Source organism: Mycobacterium sp. Aquia_213 (assembly GCF_026625985.1).
Classification (GTDB): domain Bacteria; phylum Actinomycetota; class Actinomycetes; order Mycobacteriales; family Mycobacteriaceae; genus Mycobacterium.
On record NZ_CP113116.1, the window covers coordinates 2,546,056 to 2,562,476 of the forward strand.

15 protein-coding genes are annotated in these 16,421 nt (G+C 64.2%); 2 read left to right on the forward strand and 13 right to left on the reverse strand.

Features of this window, described 5'->3' with window-relative positions:
• The first annotated feature begins 17 nt into the window (after positions 1-17).
• On the forward strand, positions 18-905 hold the full coding sequence (locus LMQ14_RS11920) for a universal stress protein (RefSeq protein ID WP_267734915.1): 888 nt from the start codon (positions 18-20) through the stop codon (positions 903-905).
• On the opposite strand, the gene LMQ14_RS11925 is transcribed toward LMQ14_RS11920, so the two are convergent.
• From LMQ14_RS11925 to LMQ14_RS11935, 3 genes are read right to left on the reverse strand one after another with little or no spacing between them, the layout of a single operon-like run.
• Complete coding sequence (locus LMQ14_RS11925) at positions 883-2,442, reverse strand: bifunctional 3-(3-hydroxy-phenyl)propionate/3-hydroxycinnamic acid hydroxylase (RefSeq protein ID WP_267734916.1); 1,560 nt, start codon at positions 2,440-2,442, stop codon at positions 883-885. The genes LMQ14_RS11920 and LMQ14_RS11925 overlap by 23 nt on opposite strands.
• Complete coding sequence (locus LMQ14_RS11930) at positions 2,439-3,374, reverse strand: fumarylacetoacetate hydrolase family protein (RefSeq protein ID WP_267734917.1); 936 nt, start codon at positions 3,372-3,374, stop codon at positions 2,439-2,441. The genes LMQ14_RS11925 and LMQ14_RS11930 overlap by 4 nt, the downstream gene beginning before the upstream one ends.
• The gene (locus LMQ14_RS11935) at positions 3,371-4,504 is read right to left on the reverse strand and encodes a VOC family protein (protein ID WP_267734918.1); all 1,134 of its coding nucleotides are present in this window, start codon (positions 4,502-4,504) and stop codon (positions 3,371-3,373) included. The genes LMQ14_RS11930 and LMQ14_RS11935 overlap by 4 nt, the downstream gene beginning before the upstream one ends.
• 82 nt (positions 4,505-4,586) lie before the next feature.
• Here LMQ14_RS11935 and LMQ14_RS11940 point away from each other — a divergent pair, with 82 nt between their 5' ends.
• Complete coding sequence (locus LMQ14_RS11940) at positions 4,587-5,237, forward strand: TetR/AcrR family transcriptional regulator (protein WP_267734919.1); 651 nt, start codon at positions 4,587-4,589, stop codon at positions 5,235-5,237.
• A 452-nt stretch (positions 5,238-5,689) separates the two neighbouring features.
• On the opposite strand, the gene LMQ14_RS11945 is transcribed toward LMQ14_RS11940, so the two are convergent.
• The 10 genes from LMQ14_RS11945 to LMQ14_RS11990 all read right to left on the reverse strand — a co-directional run bounded on the left by LMQ14_RS11945 (position 5,690) and on the right by LMQ14_RS11990 (position 16,364).
• Entirely contained in the window at positions 5,690-7,018 is a 1,329-nt protein-coding gene (locus LMQ14_RS11945) for an acyltransferase family protein (protein WP_267734920.1), read from the reverse strand.
• Positions 7,019-7,095: 77 nt separating this feature from the next.
• Positions 7,096-7,860 (reverse strand): phosphate ABC transporter ATP-binding protein PstB, encoded by a 765-nt coding sequence (gene pstB, locus LMQ14_RS11950; protein ID WP_267735471.1) that lies wholly within the window; start codon positions 7,858-7,860, stop codon positions 7,096-7,098.
• A 171-nt stretch (positions 7,861-8,031) separates the two neighbouring features.
• On the reverse strand, positions 8,032-8,898 hold the full coding sequence (pstA, locus tag LMQ14_RS11955) for a phosphate ABC transporter permease PstA (protein WP_267734921.1): 867 nt from the start codon (positions 8,896-8,898) through the stop codon (positions 8,032-8,034).
• Between the two features lie 50 nt (positions 8,899-8,948).
• Positions 8,949-9,938 carry a phosphate ABC transporter permease subunit PstC gene (gene pstC / locus LMQ14_RS11960; protein WP_267734922.1) on the reverse strand — a complete coding sequence of 330 codons (990 nt, stop codon included), beginning with the start codon at positions 9,936-9,938 and terminating at the stop codon, positions 8,949-8,951.
• 25 nt (positions 9,939-9,963) lie between these two features.
• Positions 9,964-11,136 (reverse strand): phosphate ABC transporter substrate-binding protein PstS, encoded by a 1,173-nt coding sequence (gene pstS, locus LMQ14_RS11965; protein WP_267734923.1) that lies wholly within the window; start codon positions 11,134-11,136, stop codon positions 9,964-9,966.
• A 158-nt stretch (positions 11,137-11,294) separates the two neighbouring features.
• Complete coding sequence (locus tag LMQ14_RS11970; protein WP_267734924.1) at positions 11,295-11,777, reverse strand: hydrogenase maturation protease; 483 nt, start codon at positions 11,775-11,777, stop codon at positions 11,295-11,297.
• Positions 11,761-13,227: a Ni/Fe hydrogenase subunit alpha gene (locus LMQ14_RS11975; RefSeq protein WP_267734925.1), complete on the reverse strand. Its 1,467-nt coding sequence runs from the start codon at positions 13,225-13,227 to the stop codon at positions 11,761-11,763. Before LMQ14_RS11975 ends, LMQ14_RS11970 begins: the two co-directional genes overlap by 17 nt.
• Before the next feature lie 16 nt (positions 13,228-13,243).
• Positions 13,244-13,873: an NADP oxidoreductase gene (locus tag LMQ14_RS11980; RefSeq protein ID WP_267734926.1), complete on the reverse strand. Its 630-nt coding sequence runs from the start codon at positions 13,871-13,873 to the stop codon at positions 13,244-13,246.
• Complete coding sequence (locus tag LMQ14_RS11985) at positions 13,870-14,583, reverse strand: 2Fe-2S iron-sulfur cluster-binding protein (RefSeq protein WP_267734927.1); 714 nt, start codon at positions 14,581-14,583, stop codon at positions 13,870-13,872. The genes LMQ14_RS11980 and LMQ14_RS11985 overlap by 4 nt, the downstream gene beginning before the upstream one ends.
• The gene (locus LMQ14_RS11990) at positions 14,580-16,364 is read right to left on the reverse strand and encodes an NAD(P)H-dependent oxidoreductase subunit E (RefSeq protein WP_267734928.1); all 1,785 of its coding nucleotides are present in this window, start codon (positions 16,362-16,364) and stop codon (positions 14,580-14,582) included. Before LMQ14_RS11990 ends, LMQ14_RS11985 begins: the two co-directional genes overlap by 4 nt.
• Between the last annotated feature and the right edge of the window lie 57 nt (positions 16,365-16,421).

Here is a 16,421-nt window from a genome sequence, read left to right on the forward strand (position 1 = left end):
GACGAAAGGAGTACGAAATGTCGGCACCGGTCAAACAACTCGGAATCGTCGTCGCGGTCGACGGCTCACCCGCGTCGAACGCCGCCGTCGTCTGGGCGGCCCGCGATGCGGCGATGCGAACCATCCCACTGACACTGTTCCACGCGGTGGTGACGCCCACCTCGACATGGCCGCCCGTTCCCTACCCCGACTCGCTGTTGGTGAAGTTGGAAGATGACTGCCGCCAGCAACTCGCGCACGCGCACAAGCTGGCCGAAGAGGCGATGCCCACGGACTGCAAGGTCACCATCACGAACGAATTCGCGTATTCGACTCCGGCGCTGGCCCTGATCAAGATGTCCGACGACGCCGAGATGATCGTGATCGGCAGCTCCGGTCGTGGGCTGCTGGCGCGCGGTGTGCTCGGTTCGGTCAGTGCGACCGTGGTGCGCCACGCCAACTGCCCGGTCGCGGTGATCCGTGACGAAGACGTGCCCGACCCGCAGCACGGCCCCGTCCTGGTGGGCATCGACGGCTCACCGGCCTCCGAACTCGCCACGGCGATCGCGTTCGACCAGGCGTCTCGCCGCGGCGTCGATCTGGTGGTACTGCATGCCTGGAGCGATGTCGCCGTGCTGGGGCTTCCCGCATTCGACTGGGAGGCGGTCGAGGCCGAGGCCGAGCGCAGTCTCGCCGAGAATTTGGCGGGCTGGCAGGAACGCTATCCCGATGTCACGGTGCGCCGACTGCTGGTCCGCGATCTGCCGGCCCAGCAGCTGATCCAGCAGGCGAAATCCACCGAGGCGCAGCTGGTGGTCGTGGGTAGTCACGGCCGCGGCGGTCTCACCGGCCTGATCCTGGGCTCGGTCAGCAACACCGTGCTGCATTCGGTGCAAGTCCCGGTCATCGTCGCGCGACCGACGTAGCGGCCTGGTCGAACGGCCCGGCAACGACGCCGGCTGCCCAGGTGCACAGCGCGGAGACGTCGCTCCCGGCGCGCATGACCGTCCGATCGGGGCGGACCAGCGCGCCGGTGGCGCGGCCGTCGCGCAGCCAGCGCGCGAGGGCGTCGCCCGGCTGGGTCACCAGTACGACGACGCCGCGCTGCCGCAAGGCGGCTTCGTCGGCACCGCCCGGGCTGCGGGTGGTGATCAGGGCGAAACCCGTTCCCAGCACGTCATCGAGCCGTTGACCATCGGGCAGCCGCGGGTTCGGGCACAGGGTGCCGCCGAGGTGGCCGGGTCGGCGTGATCTGCACACCAGAGCCGACGACGGCAACGCCGGTGTGGTGGAGTCGACGACCTTGTCGCGCAGGCCCGGGATCAGCCGCACCCGGGGCAACACCACGCGGCGCAGCGCGTTGCCCACCCGGGCACCGCCGGTCATCGCACGACCGACGTTGAGCGCCAACCGAATCAGGCTTCTGGTGTGCGGCTTGCGCTCCTGCTCATAGCTATCCAGAACGGCCGGGGCAAGGGTGCCGTGCTGAACCCCGGCAATCTTCCAGGCGAGATTCATCGCGTCACGCATCCCAGCCCCCATGCCCTGGCCGATGAACGGGGGAGTGAGGTGCGCCGCGTCGCCGAGGATGAAGATGTTTCCGCGGCGCCACCGCTGGGCGATCTGGGCGCGAAACGTGTACTCCGTGACACGCAGCAGCGTCAGTTCGCGGTCCTCGACACCGGCAGTCCAGGGCCTGATCAGCGGACGCAAGGCGGTCAAAGTGGCGAAGTCATCGGCATATTCGCCGGACAGCAACTGAAACTCCCAGCGGTATCGCGCCGTTCCGATGCGCATGTAGGTCCCCGCGCGAACCGGGTCGCATACCTGATGCACACCTTCCCACTGGCGCAAGTCGGCGTCGGTGGCGACGTCGACAACGAGCCAGCGTTGTTCGAAGTTCAAATCTCTTATAGTCGAGCCCATTTGGGTGCGCACCAGGCTGTTGGCTCCGTCGCAACCCAGCAGGTAATCGGTGTCCACCTGGTGCACGGTGCGGTCGGTGCGGTCGGTGAAGGTGACGCGCACGTATTCTCCGGTGTCGGTCACATCGGTAACCTCGGCGTCGCCGCGCAGCTGGGCGCGCGGGTGGCGCTTCAGGTTTGCCCTCAGCAGGCTCTCCAACTCCGGCTGGTCGAACATGTTGGCCTGCGGGAAGCCGTTGCGGCTGCGGGAGGTGTCGCGGGTGAATTCGGCCAGGACGCGGAATCGATCGTCGAGCAATCGCAAGCCCAGTGTCGGCCGTGAAATGGCCGCGAACTCATCGGCGATGCCGAGCCGGGCGATCACGCGGTAGATCTCGTCGTCGAGGTGTACGGCGCGCGGTTGTTGGTAGACGCCGGGCCAGCGATCGAGGACCAGGCTGTCCACTCCGTATTGCGCCAACAGGGTGGCGGCGGTGATGCCGGTCGGCCCCGCACCGACGATGACGACGGGGATGCGGCGAATAGCCTTGGGGTTCATCTGAATCGGATGGCGTTGCGCTGTGTGCCGAGGTCGATGGCGCCGTCATCGGTGGCTACCGACGCCTCCACGATGTCCCCATGCTGTAGATAATTCGGGTTGCCGGCCTGACGGCTGAAGAACACCTTCCATTTGAGCGAGGTCGGCAACAGGTTTCCGATCATGGCCAGGGGCTTGGGCGGGGCGCTGAGCGCGGTGCCCGCGGGAGTACCGGTGAGCACCAAGTCGCCGGGTGCGAGTTCCTGGAATTGAGTGAGTGACTGCAGCGCCTGCAGCGGCCGATACAACATGTCTGGATCGACGAGCGCGTTCTGCCGTTCGACGCCACTGACGCGCAGGCGCAGCCGCAGATCGCCGAAGCGAGCGAGCTCTTCGGCCGTCAGCAACACCAGCTCCGGACCGACCGGGGTGAACGTCGGATACGACTTGGCCTCGTAGAACTGGGTTTGTGGAAGCTGGACGTCGCGGGCGGAAACGTCGTTGGTGACGACCAGCCCCGCGATGAACTCGGCTAGGTTCGCGTCGGAAATGGTTGTGCCGACCGGAATTGCGCGTCCGATCACCATCCCGATCTCCACCTCGTAGTCGAGCAGCTGGACGTGTGGGGGTTTGACGATGTCGTCGAACGGGCCGTTGATCGACGCCGAGGCCTTGCGGAAGAAGGTCAGCGGTACCGAGGCGGGATCCATGCCCGCGTCCCTGACGTGCGACTCAAAGTTGGTCATTTGAGCCACTACTCGGCATGGTCGGGTTACCGGCGACAGCAACGTGAGGTCGTCAATCGCAACGGTATCCGCGCTTGCGGCCGCGTCGATGGCCGCGCGATCCGACAGCAGCGCGCCGGTCGTCGTCGCGGTGGTGTCGATCCTTGCCGCGCCGGTTTCGGTCTTGAGCCACCAGGCGTCAGCAGTGCGCAGTACGGAAATGGTCATGATGTGGGTACTTTCAGTAGGCCGACGACGCGGTTGATATCGAACTCGTTGTTGGCGCGAAGAGCGGTGAACATCGAAACCAGTTCGTGGCGAGCCGATTTCAGGTCGGTTCCGAGGAAGTCTTTGGTCGCTGCCGGACCCCACTGGGCCAGGCCGGAGGCGCTGAAGGGTGCCCAGCCGGGCTCGACGGTGTTGTCGAACAGGTCCCCGTCGGCGAAGTGCTCGACCAGAAAGCCGTCGGGATCGCGCCAGTAGTCGAATATCTGACTGCCCTGGATGTGCCTGCCGATTCCCCAGGACCGAAAGTAGCCGCGCTCTTGCAGGTATTCGCCGCCCGCCGCCAGCGCATCGAGATCGCTTACCTGAAAAGCCGAATGGACGTAACGGTTCGCCGGGCCCAAAGCCAGCGCTAGCGTGTGGTGATCGGCGGGCGTCGAACCTTGATCGCAGCGGATGAAGCTCATCGTCGGTCCTCGTTTGCGCTGACCGGGGAAAAACAGGAAGTCGCTGACGACCATGCCCAGGTTGTCCAGATACCAATTCAGGGTTTCGAGGTACTTCGTCGTCTGCACCACCAGGTGGCCCAGACGCTGCACCCGAGCGGGTACGCGTGCCGGACGCTGAGCGGTGTTGAGACGTAGCGGGTGTTCCCCGAAGTTGAACGTGTGGGCCTGCTGACTCGGCAGTTCCGGCAGCTCGTGCGTACCGGCCACGACGCGTACCGCCATCCCGGCGGGGTCGATCAGGTCGACCGACAGGCCGCCGAGGTTCTCCGGCAGCGGCCGCGCGCGGGTACCGCATGCTTCGGCCAGTCGCAACACGTCGGCTTCGCCGCCGGCCCGAAAGGCCGCGCAGGTGAATCGCGTTCGCTGCCCGTGCCGCACGATCACGCACGGTGCACCCGCCTGGGTGCCGCGCAGCTGAATTTCGTCCGGACCACGTTGCGCCGCCTGAAACCCGAAAGCCCGCGCGAATGCCTCGGAGCGGGGCAGGTCCGGCTTCTCGAATTCCAGCCACGCGATGTCGACGACCCTGATCACCGGATTTCGGGACCGGCCGGTGTGTTCGCCGGGGAGTGCGCCCTGCTCGCTGTGCAGGTCCCGGTGCGTGTGCTTGGCTTGAGAAAACATAACTGACGAAATCGTCACATACGGGACAACGTCCGGTCAAGGTTTCTGACGAAATCCTCAAAAGTGATGCATACTCGTTGAGATGAGCGCGATGCCCGACGAAGCAGATCCGCCCAATCGCTTGGAGCGGCGCAAACAGCGCACCCGGGCGGCGCTGATCAAGGCCGCACAGCGGTTGATCGCCGAGGGAAGACTCAACGTTCCGGTTCTCGAAATCACCCGCGCCGCCGACGTCGGGATGGGCTCCTTTTACAACCACTTCGACACCAAGGAGCAGTTGTTCGAGGCCGCGGTCGCCGACGTGCTGGACGCCCACGGGGCGATGCTGGACCGGCTCACCGAATCGATCGACGATCCGGCCGAAACCTTCGCCGCCAGTTTCCGGCTGACCGGTCGGTTATTTCGGCAGCGCCCTCAGGAGAGCGAGATCCTGCTGGCGCACGGACCGGCATTGCTGTCGTCCGATCGTGGGCTGGCTCCGCGCGCGCTGCGCGATATCAAGGCCGGTGTCGATGCGGGCAGGTTCAATGTCGACGACCCGGAACTCGCTCTCGCCATGGCCGGCGGTGCGCTGCTGGGACTCGGCAAGCTGCTGCGCGACGACCCGGGCCGCGACGACGCGCGGGCCGCCGACACCGTCACCGAAAACGTACTGCGCCTGTTCGGGCTCGGTGCCGACGAGGCCCACGAGGTCTGCCGGCGCCCGCTGCCCGACGCGTTCGCCGAGGCCTGAGCCGCTTGATCACACGTAAATCGGTGTCACGTCGATGAATACGCGATAGTCGTCGATTTTCCGTCATCGTCCGCGTGATCCATGGTGTCGACGATCTCGAAAACGTGTTGTGGCCGTGGGTAATTCAGCTCAGTCAACGGACGATGTGAAGCGAGCGTCAGCGATTACGGGTGTCGATTGACCACAGGGTTGCACAGCCCGGGCATTGGAGGTGCACCCGCATCGCGTGATTGCTCAACAGATACTGCCAATGCGAACCGCAATTGCGGCTGCTGCGGCACTCCGCACACTTGTCGCGGCCCCAGCCGCAATTGGGGCAGGGTAGCCACGCACGCCGAGAAGCATCGGCGTGCGGATCAATCGGCAACGCAAGTGTCACGGGCAAGCCCTCCTATCCGCGCATTAGGTTAGGCTACCCATACTATTAATGCAAAACGCGGGCCTTTAGGAGCTCACCCGGTCGTATGCGCGGGCGCGGCGGGTCGCGGGCTGACCTGCTTGGGGCGAATCGCCACCAGCGCCACCCCGACGGCAAAGACCGCAGCGGTCACCCACGGAAAGCGCCCGTCCGGGGCGAACCCGTCGGCGGCGACGAACTCCAGGCCATATGCCGCCAGCACGGCACCCACCAGCATGATCGGTTCGCCCCAGCGCTCGGGGAGCGGGATGCCGAGTAAGGGGAGTGGTGCGGCGAACAGGCGTCGTCCCCACCACAACAACACCAGCAAGACCGCCGCGACCAGCCCGAGGATGGCAATCCATTCCAGCCGCCCCAGCCACCATGCCGCCGTGCCCTCCGCCGGCTGCGGAATCAAGCCGGCCGGGTAGCCGACGACCGCCACGATCACGACGGGAATCATGTGCCACAGATAAAGGGCCATCACGTTGTTGTTGCCAACGGCGAGCACGCGCCGGATCGGGCCCGCGCGAAGGATGCGGTTGAGCGCGGGTGCGGCCGCCATCGCTAGTCCGGCCTGCGCGCATCCGAACGCCAGCATGGCCACCGTCGGCGGTGAGGTGTTCTGCACGGCCTCACCGGGAATGCCGATCATGCTGACCGGATACCCGGCCAGCCAGATCAGCAGTGCCAGCGCTGCCCCGGATCCGGCGGCCAGCAGCAGGGGCCTACGGCCGCCCAATAGCCCACCATGCCAAGCGATTCCGAGCTGATAAAGCGTTCCCCAGCACAACAGGTAGTTCAGCCAACCGAGGTCGTGCAGGGGGCCCTGCTTCAACATGGTGTCGACCACGGTAACCGCCACGGCGATCGCTGCCGGCACCCAAAGCCCCCAACGGCGTTGTGCGGCAATCGCAATCGGAGTCAACGACACCACCAACACGTATACCGCGAGAAACCACAGGTGCATCGCCACCGCCCAGCCCGCGTATTCGAGTAGCGAAGCGCCGACGCCGTACGCCGCCGCAGCCACCACGACCGCTGACACCAGCGCGACGTACACCACCGTCGGGCCCAGAACCCGGGCGAGCCGACGCCGCAGCCAGGCCTGGCGCGACACCGCACCGCTTTCGCGGTGATGCGTCCAGGACACCGCGCCCGCATAACCCGCCACCAGGAAGAACACCGGGACCGCCTGGAACGGCCACGTCAGCCACTGTGTCCAGGGCATGTCGACGAGCGGATTCTGTCGTCCGAATTGTCCGTCGTGGTAGGTCACGGAGCCGGCCAGCCAGTGCCCGAGCACGATCAGGATCACGCCCGAGACGCGGTAGTAATCTGCCGCCAGATTGCGGACCGGGCCTGCGGTATTTGCGCGGTCCATCAGATCGCGGGAAGCTCGACGCGGTACACAGCGCCACGGTACTCGACCGCAGCAGGTCGCATCGATGGTCAGGCAGGTCAGCCAAACCGGCCGGAAATGTAGTCCTCGGTGGCCTTTTGGTCAGGCGTGGAGAAAATCTTCTCGGTGTTGTTGATTTCCACCAACCGTCCGGGTTTGCCGGTGGCCTCCAGGTTGAAGAACGCGGTCTGATCACTGACGCGAGCGGCCTGCTGCATGTTGTGGGTAACGATGACGATCGTGTAGTCCTTTTTGAGCTCAGCAATCAATTCCTCGATGGCCAGCGTCGAGATGGGGTCAAGCGCGGAACAGGGTTCGTCCATTAGCAACACACTGGGTGAGACGGCAATCGCCCGTGCGATGCACAGCCGCTGCTGCTGGCCACCGGATAGGCCGCCGCCGGGCGCGTCCAGCCGATCTTTGACCTCGTTCCATAGGCTTGCCCCGCGCAACGACCGTTCGGCGAGCTCATCGAGACTTCGCTTCTTGTGCATTCCTTGCAGTTTCAATCCGGCGAGCACATTGTCGCGAATCGACATGGTGGGAAAGGGGTTTGGTCGCTGGAAGACCATCCCGACAATGCGGCGTACACCAACCGCGCCGACCCCCGCACCGTAGATGTCCCAGCCGTCGAGCAACACCGATCCTTCCACCCGGCCCCCCGGGATGGTCTCGTGCAGACGGTTCAGCGCCCGCAACACGGTGGATTTGCCGCACCCGGATGGTCCTATCAGCGCGGTGACGCTTCGAGGATTGACCGTCATGTCGAGGTCGGCCACCGCCTTGAAGGAGCCGTAGTAAATGTTGAGATCCCGGACTTCCACCCGTTTCGCGCCCCTGCGTTGGCCAGGTTCCCTCGCCGCTTCCGTCGCGGCGGGCGCTGGCGGGGCGGTGTGTTCGGGACTCCCGATCGCCGCGTCGTCCGTTGTCATGTTGATGTCTTGTGTCACGCGATCCTCCTGTGATGTCGTTCGCGTTCAGACCCGGCCGATTGCTCATGCTCTAGGTTCGACCACATGTCCGCGACCAACGCTGGTCCGGCCGGCGATCCATCGGGCCGCCACGGTGAATAGCAGGACTATCACCACTAGCGTGAGCGCTCCTGCCCACGCACGGGCCTGGGCGGCTTTGTATCCGGTGATGGCGTTACCGAAGATCTGTAAGGACAGTGTCGACATGCGCTTCGTTGGATTGAGTTCGACGAACAAGTCATTGCCGAGCGCGGTCAGCAGCAGCGGCGCCGTTTCTCCCATGGCGCGCGCGAACGCGAGCATGACGCCGGTGATAATTCCGGAACTGGCAGCGGGCAAAACAATCGACACAATGGTGCCTGCTTTGCTGGCGCCCAATGCGAGGGAGGCTTCGCGCAGTTCGCGGGGCACGAGCCGCAGCATTTCTTCGGTCGAGCGAATCACCAGCGGCAGCATGACCAGTCCGAGGGCTATTCCTCCGGCTATGCCAGAAAATCCGAAGAACACCACCCACATCGCATAGACCAGCGCTCCGGTCACGATCGTTGGCACGCCGACCAGGATGTCGGTCAGAAAGCGTGTCACCCTTGCCAGTTGGCCTCCGTATTCGACCAGGTAGATCGCTGCAGCGATACCGAGGGGCATCGACAGCAGCGTCGCGATGCCGGTAACGATGAGGCTTCCGATGATGCCGTTGAGGAAACCTCCGCCCGGCTGGCCGGGATTGCCGGGTGGGGTCTGGGTGAGGAACTCCGGGCCCAGGTACCTCAGTCCCTGACCGGCGACGTAGACCAGCACCCAGACCAGCACGCCGACGGTGCCGATCATCACCAGTAGCAGCACGGCGTGCATGAACAAGTTGGTGATCTGACGGCGGCGCTCGCCGGGCATCGCGTCGACCTCGGACAGTCCCTCCAACGGCTCTTTTTCGGTCGTCGTACTCATGCGATGTGCTCCGACACCCGGCCGACGATGCGCTTGCCGATCACGTTGACCAGCAAGGACAACAACAGCAGCGCGAACGCCACCACGAATAGTGAATCCAGATGAAAGGGCTGGTTGGCTTCGGTGAACTCATTGGCGATGACGCTCGGCATGGTGGATCCCGCGCGCATTATCCCGTGCGGGATAGTCAACACGTTGTTGCCGATCAGCATGGTGACCGCGATCGTTTCGCCGAACGCGCGGCCTAGACCCAGGATCGCAGCGCCGATGATCCCCGAACGCGACCGCGGCAACACCGCGATGCGCATCATCTCCCACTTGGTGGCGCCCACCGCCAGCGCTGCCTCTTTTTCGGCAGCCGGTGCGGTGTCGAAAACTTCCCGACAAATGGCGGTGACGATGGGCAGCACCATGATCGCGAGGACGACGCCGGCCGCGAACACGGAATATCCGAAAAATGGGCCCTGGAACAACCAGCCGATCACCGGGATGTCCGACACCGACGTCAATCCGCGACCGATCGGTCCCAGCGCGGGGATCAGCGCGAACACCCCCCAAAAGCCGTAGACCACGCTTGGGATCGCCGCGAGCAGGTCGACCAACGACGACAACGGTCGGCGAAGTACCGCCGGCGACAGATTGGTGATGTAGAGGGCCACCGCGATCGCAACCGGCACCGCGATCACCATCGCGACCAGCGAGGTCACCACGGTCCCGTAGACGAACTGCAAGATCCCGTAAGGATTCGGCTCGGATAAAGTCGCAACTGCTTCCGATGGCGCCCATCGGGCGTGGAAGAAACTCAGCGGCCCGTAGTGCGACAGTGCCGGCCACGCCCTTATCAGAAGGAACACAGCGGTAGCTACCAAGACCGCGATCACGGTCAGCGCCGCGGCGGCCATCAGCCGTCCGAACACCCCGTCGATGAACCGGCCGTCCGATGATGGTTCCGACGTGTCGGGCGGGGACAGGACTTCCGCGGTCAAAACTTCCCCCTGGGGGCGTTCCGGCTCATTTCGTGACCGGGCCGCCGTTGAGGGTGATCTTTTGAACCATGCCCATTGCCAAACCCTGCAGATCCTTGCCCAGCGGCGCGTAGTTGACGCTGGCAGCATCGTCCTGTCCGCTAGACAGGGTCCAGGAGAAAAAGTTGACCAGCGCCTTTGCCTTCGCCGCGTCGGTCTGGTTCTGGTACACCAACCCGTAGACGGTGCCGGTGATCGGGTAGGCGTTCGGATCGGACCCGTCGGTCAGGCTCACCCGCAGGTCTGGTGGGTAAGCGATGCCTTGGGTGCCCGCGGTGATGGTGGCTACGCAGGGCTGAATGAAGTTGCCCGCCTTGTTTTTCACGACGCCGTAATTGAGGTTCTGCGCCAGCACGTAGGCCAACTCGACGTAGCCGATGCTTCCGTCGGTCTGGTTGATCACCCCGGAAACTCCCTCATTGCCCTTGCCGCCGATGCCCACCGGCCACGCGATGTCCTTGCCGAAGCTCCTATCGGGGCCGCCGAGGGTCTGCACCCAGGTCGGGCTTTCCTTGGTCAGAAAATCCGTCCAAACCGCGGTTGTGCCGGAGCCATCCGAACGATGGGCCACCGCGATCGGCTGGTCAGGCAGGGTGGTGCCTGGATTCAGCGCGACGAGCGCAGGGTCGTTCCATTTGGTGATCTTCCCGGCGAAGATCTTGCCCAACGTGTCACCGTCGAACTTCAGACCGGTTTGGACGCCCTTCACGTTGTAGGTGGGTACGACGGCGCCCAATGTCAAAGGGATGTGCAGGATCGCGCCGAATTTCGCGGCGGCCAGCTCGCCGTCCTTCATCGGGGTGTCGGATGCGCCGAAGTCGACTGTGCCGGCGACGATCTGCTGCACACCGCCCCCCGACCCGATGGGCTGATAGGCGACCTGCACCCCATCGGATTGTGAGTAGTTCTTGGTCCACACCGACATGGCCGGCGCGACGAACGTCGACCCGGCGCCTGACAACCTGTTCGCACCGCCGTCGATCTTGGGGATCGTCCTCGGGTAACCGGGCTTGGCGGCCGCCTGCTGGCCGCAAATCTGGCCCGCTAGGCCCTGCTGGGTGCTGCTGGCAGCGCCACCGCCGCTGGTGCTTCCACACCCTGTCAGCCAGGTCGCAGAAATAGCGACCACGGCAGTGATCGTCATGTTGCGGAGGAACATCAACCCCTCCTGAATTCTGCGATGCCGGTGGCATCACCTTCATCGAAGACCGACGACATGAACAGGTAGCGTTTCAAGGCTGACGGGGAGATGAATGCCGCAACGCCGCTGCAAGCCAGCTCGTCACGGCGCCCACTCGATATGGGTTGCAGCCGGCGCTACCGCGGTCTCGACAAGAACCCCAGTGAGTGACTGAGGTTGTATTCCGCAGCGCTGGTCAGTCCCTGCTGGAGTTCCCATTCGTAGCCGCGGATCGCGAGCAAGTAGGCGTGGGGAACGGTTTCGAAGCACTGCTGGGTGGTCGCCAGGATTGCCGGCACCGAGATTGCGTGCGAGGTGAAGCTGAAGTCTAGCTTCGGCTCCGGACAGCTCACGGTGAACGATTTGACCGCAAGGTCTTTCGTGGCGTCCACGAACAACACTCGCGTAAATCGGCTGATCAGATCGGCGTCTTCGAGGCTCAGCTGATAGGTACGGCGCAGGCGTGCGCGAGGCCGAGGATGGATTTGCTCGAGCCGGTCGATGAAGGCCCAGCCCAACCCGTCGTCCTGACGTCCGGCGTTGCCGATGCCGTAGATCAGCGACGTGGGGTTGTCGAACAGCCCAAGAGTGACACAGTCGGGTTCAGCGCACGCGCTCATCGAGCACCCGCCCCTGCGAGTCGACAACGGTGACGACCAAAGGCATCTGCCCCAGGGCGTGGGTGGCGCAGCTCAGGCAGGGATCGTAGGCGCGGATCCCCACCTCGATGGCATTCATCATGCCCTCGGTGATCTCAGCCTGGCCGCCGAGATAGTCCTCGGCGACACTGCGTACCGTCCGGTTGAGCACCTGGTTGTTCTGGGTGGTGGCCACGATCAGGTTGGCGAAGGTGATATTGCCTTCGCGATCGGCGCGGTAGTGGTGCAGCAGGCTGCCCCGCGGGGCTTCCACCACCCCGACCCCCTCTCCGGTCCAGGCATCCGCACCGGGTGACACCACGAGGTCATCCTTTTGCAGGTCGGGGTCGTTGAGCAAGCTCTTGATCACCTCGGCGGCGTGGATGATTTCGATGGTGCGCGCCCAATTGGTGTGCAGCGTCATATTGTTGGCGCGTCCACCGGTGTAGGCGTGGAACTTCTCCAGCGCTTCGGCGGCGATTGGGGTCGACAAGGATTGGGTGACGTTGAGCCGGGCCAGCGGGCCCACCCGCACCGACCCGGCGTCGCGGCCGAGGTCGGTGAGGTAAGGGAACTTCATGTAGGTCCACTTCTCGACACCCTCGGAGAAGTGCTCGAGATAGTCGCGGTAATCGAACTCGCGGATGAGCTTCTTCTGCTCGTCGACGACCCTGAGCCGCCCATCGTAGTAGTCGACGTTGCCGTCATCGTCCACCAGACACATGTTGAGCGCCGGCACATTGGCGAAGCCGTCGACTTGGGCGCGGTGCTCGTCATGGAAGTCGTAGAACATCTGCAGACCCAGCTGAGCGTCGTCGATGACCTCGTCGATGGAGGACAATCGGTCCTCGCCGCGCAGCAAGCGGTTCACGTCGCCCGCTATGAGGCTTTTGTTCACGCCGCCGGGCACCGCGGAAAGGCCGTGCATGCGCTTTCCGAAGACGGCGGCGATGACCTCCTGGCCCCACTTACGCAGCCGGACAACACGTCTCATGAGATCGGGGTTGGCCTCGATCAGTCCGATTAAGTTGCGCTGCGCGGGCGCGGCGTCGATCCCGAACAACATCTCCGGTACCACCAGATAGAAGTAGGCGGTGACGTGTGATTGCAGCATCTGTGCGTAGTGACCCAGCCGGCGCATCTTGATTGCGGTCGGGGTGAGACTCGTGCCCGACGCCGGCCCGACGCCGATCATGTCGTCGAGGGCCTTGGCCCCGCCAAGGTGGTGGCTGACGAAGCAGATCCCACAGATCCGCTGCATCAGAACTGGTGCTTCCCAGTACGGGTGGCCCTGAATGAACTTCTCGTAGCCGCGGAACTCCACCACGTGCAGCCTGGCGTCGATGACGTTGTGGTCGTCATCGAGTTCGATGACCACCCTTCCGTGTCCCTCGATTCGGGTGACCGGATCGATTACGAGTGTTTTCGCCATACCGGACATTCCCCGATCAGTCGAAACGGTTGAGGGACTTGGGCAGATTCACGGGACGTCCGTTGACAAGGTCCTCCAGGACGTCGAGGATCGCGTCCGCCTCCGGCGGGCAGCCGGGGATGAAGTAGTCCATCTGTACGACCTCGTGGCACGGGTAGACGTTGTTGGTCAGAATGGGAATCCGACGGTCATGGGGCACCACCGGGCTGGCGGCGGGCGGCGCCGTCGGGGAGTTCGTGTAGGCCTCCGCCAGACAATCCTTGAGCCCCACCAGGTTACGCAGCGCCGGGACACCACCCCAGATCGCGCAGGCGCCGACCGAGATCAGAACGTCGCAGTTGTCCCTGAAGTGCCGCAGCGTCTCGATATTGTCCTCGTTGGCGACCCCGCCCTCGATGAATCCGATCGCGCACCGCTCCGGGATGCGCTTGATGTCGGTGAACGATGATCGCAGTATGGTGATTTTGTCCAGCAGGTCGATCATCCGCTCGTCGATGTCGAGCAACGACAGGCTGCATCCCCAGCAGCCGCACAGGCTGATCATCGAGACCTTGATCTTCCCGGCGCGCTTGGCGGCCAGTTCCGGGTCGAGCGGGGTGGCCGGAAGTTCGTGCGATGCAACCTCATTGGTTTCCGGCGTCGTCACTTTCGTTGCCTCCGTGATGGTTCCAGTGCCCGGTCCTTCACCGACTCGACTTCGTAAAGCCGCTCGCCGATTGGCTCGTCATAACCCGCCCCTTTTTCGAGTATCGTTCCCACGGGACAGATGTCGACGGCCTCGCGGACTTGTTCGGGGGGCATCTTGTTGGCCAGTTCGACATCGATCTCGATGCGGGCATCCGCGCCGCGGCCGCTGATGCTGAAAATCTTCTTGCCGGTCTCGTGATCCCGGACGAACTCCACACAACGCTGGCAGAAGATGCAGCGGTCGCGCTCGAGCCAGATTTTGTCCGCCGCGTGTGCGGCAACCCGCTCGGGGAACTGGTAGGGGAAACGGGACACCGTCATGTGCACCTCGTAGCCGACCGCCTGCAGCGTGCACCGGCCGGACTTCTCACAGCTGGGGCAGTTGTGGTTGCCCTCGGCGAACAGCATCTCCACCAGTGCCTTACGCGCGTCGGTGGTCTCGGGGTCATTGACCTCCACTCGCATCCCGTCGCTGACCTTGACCGCGCAGGCGGGGGTGACCGCGCCGTTGACCTTGACCGAACACACCCGGCAGGTGCCCAGGACGGGATGTTCGGGCAGATAGCACAGGGTGGGGATGTAGACCCCCGCCTCGGCGGCGACATCGACGAGCGTCGCGCCCTCCTCGCAGGTGACGGTTGTGCCGTCGATCTCGATCCGGACGCTCACGGCGACTCCTGTGGTGCGAGCGCGGCAACGGCTTGGGCATAACCGGTCAGCTCAGCCGCCGAGTCGAAGGACGGCAGCAGGTTGCCGTTGCGCTCACGAAGTCGGGCCGAATAGATTTCCGGGAACTTCTTCAGCGTGGTCAGGATCGGATTGGGCGAGGTGGCACCGAGTCCGCATCGGCTGGTTTTAGCGACGATCCCACCCCAGGCAACCATGTCGTCGAGATCGGATCGGACGGCCCGACCCGCGGCTACCAGGCCGACCTTCTGCTGCAGCATCACATTGCCCGCACGACAGGGCACACAAATGCCGCAGGACTCGTCGACGAAGAACTGCATGAAGTCCGCAACGATGTCGATCAGGTCGCGTTCGTGGTTGAACACCATGAAGGAGCCGTTGCAGGACAGATCGTCATAGGCGAGCCTGCGGTCGGCGTCGGCGGCCACCGAGAGCATCTCGCCGGAAGGACCGCTGATCTGTACGGCCCGGGGGTTGTCGGCGCCGACCATGCCGAGCACCTCGCGCAACGTGACCCCCCACTCCGTCTCATAGATCCCGGGCGCGGCGCAGTCGCCGGCGACGCTGAGCAGCCGGGTGCCGGTTGACCCTGGTACCCCCATTGCCGCGAACCACCCGGCACCTTCCAGCATGATCCGGGTGGCCGCGGCGAATGTCTCGACGTTGTTGACCACCGTCGGCTTGCCCAGGAAACCGTGCTCGACCGGGAAGGGCGGCTTGAGTCGCGGCGTTCCCCGTTTACCCTCACAGGACTCGAGCAGCGCGGTTTCGTCGCCGCAGATGTAGGCCCCGGCACCCAACTGGATGCGGATGTCGAACCCGTCGTCGAGTACTCCACCCTCGCGTAGCTCCGTCAGCTGCCGTGTGAGGTAGTCGCGCAGATACGCGTACTCCGCGCGAAGGTAGAGGATGCCGTGCCGGGCGCCGACGCCGTGGGCCGCGATCGCCATGCCCACGAATACCTGCTTGGGAGAGTAGGTCAGCAACGCCCGGTCCTTGAAGGTCCCGGGCTCGCCCTCGTCGGCGTTGCAGATGATGTACTTCTCGGCGCCGGTGGCTGCGCGGCAGAAATTCCACTTGTTCCCGGTGGGGAAACCCGCGCCGCCCAGCCCCCGCAGCCCGGACTCGGTGATGGTGGCGATCACGTTCTCGGGGGTCATCGCGAGGCAGCGGTGCCACAACGCGCTGTAATCGGTTCCACCGCAAAAGAACACCGGTCCCGACGTATGAACGGTGGTGCGTGTCAGCGCATCGACATACGCCACGTCGTCGCGTGGCAGGCCAGCCGGATTGGCGATCTGCGCCGGCGAGTCACCCCTTCTCAGTCCCTCGATGATCTCGCCGACCGAAGCCGGTGTCAGGTCGGTGAACACGACATCGTCGATGAGCATCGCCGGTTCGTGGTCACTCAACCCGATGCACGCGGTTTCAAACAGCCCGAAATCGGCAGAGCCGAGCCCGCCGAATCGTGTCTCGGTGGCGAGTTCCAATGCGTCATAAACCTGTTGGTAGCCATGCATTTTCGCGATGACGGTGTTGCTCAGATAAATCCGATGACGCCCCGACGGTGTGGTGTGGAAGAAATGGTAAAACGTCGCGGTCTCCAGAACATCTTCGACGGACAGCTCGAGCCAATCGGCAATCCCGGCGGCGGATTCGGCTGAAATGTAGCCGAATTCGCGTTGCACATCCCACAAGATGTCAATGAGCCTAGTGCGGTCTGGCTCATGCCGATTGAGAATCGTCGCGATACCGGAAGTCATCGTTGCTGCACCACCCTGTCACTCAGGGTATCGGGTAGTCGCTGCTGTCTGCTTGTT

What these genes read in the sequence shown, in the direction of transcription:
- LMQ14_RS11920 (WP_267734915.1), top strand. Translation starts at nt 18, where the DNA reads ATGTCGGCACCGGTCAAACAACTCGGAATCGTCGTCGCGGTCGACGGC.
- LMQ14_RS11925 (WP_267734916.1), bottom strand. Translation starts at nt 2,442, where the DNA reads ATGAACCCCAAGGCTATTCGCCGCATCCCCGTCGTCATCGTCGGTGCG.
- LMQ14_RS11930 (WP_267734917.1), bottom strand. Translation starts at nt 3,374, where the DNA reads ATGACCATTTCCGTACTGCGCACTGCTGACGCCTGGTGGCTCAAGACC.
- LMQ14_RS11935 (WP_267734918.1), bottom strand. Translation starts at nt 4,504, where the DNA reads ATGTTTTCTCAAGCCAAGCACACGCACCGGGACCTGCACAGCGAGCAG.
- LMQ14_RS11940 (WP_267734919.1), top strand. Translation starts at nt 4,587, where the DNA reads ATGAGCGCGATGCCCGACGAAGCAGATCCGCCCAATCGCTTGGAGCGG.
- LMQ14_RS11945 (WP_267734920.1), bottom strand. Translation starts at nt 7,018, where the DNA reads ATGGACCGCGCAAATACCGCAGGCCCGGTCCGCAATCTGGCGGCAGAT.
- pstA (WP_267734921.1), bottom strand. Translation starts at nt 8,898, where the DNA reads ATGCCCGGCGAGCGCCGCCGTCAGATCACCAACTTGTTCATGCACGCC.
- pstS (WP_267734923.1), bottom strand. Translation starts at nt 11,136, where the DNA reads ATGTTCCTCCGCAACATGACGATCACTGCCGTGGTCGCTATTTCTGCG.
- LMQ14_RS11970 (WP_267734924.1), bottom strand. Translation starts at nt 11,777, where the DNA reads ATGAGCGCGTGCGCTGAACCCGACTGTGTCACTCTTGGGCTGTTCGAC.
- LMQ14_RS11975 (WP_267734925.1), bottom strand. Translation starts at nt 13,227, where the DNA reads ATGGCGAAAACACTCGTAATCGATCCGGTCACCCGAATCGAGGGACAC.
- LMQ14_RS11990 (WP_267734928.1), bottom strand. Translation starts at nt 16,364, where the DNA reads ATGACTTCCGGTATCGCGACGATTCTCAATCGGCATGAGCCAGACCGC.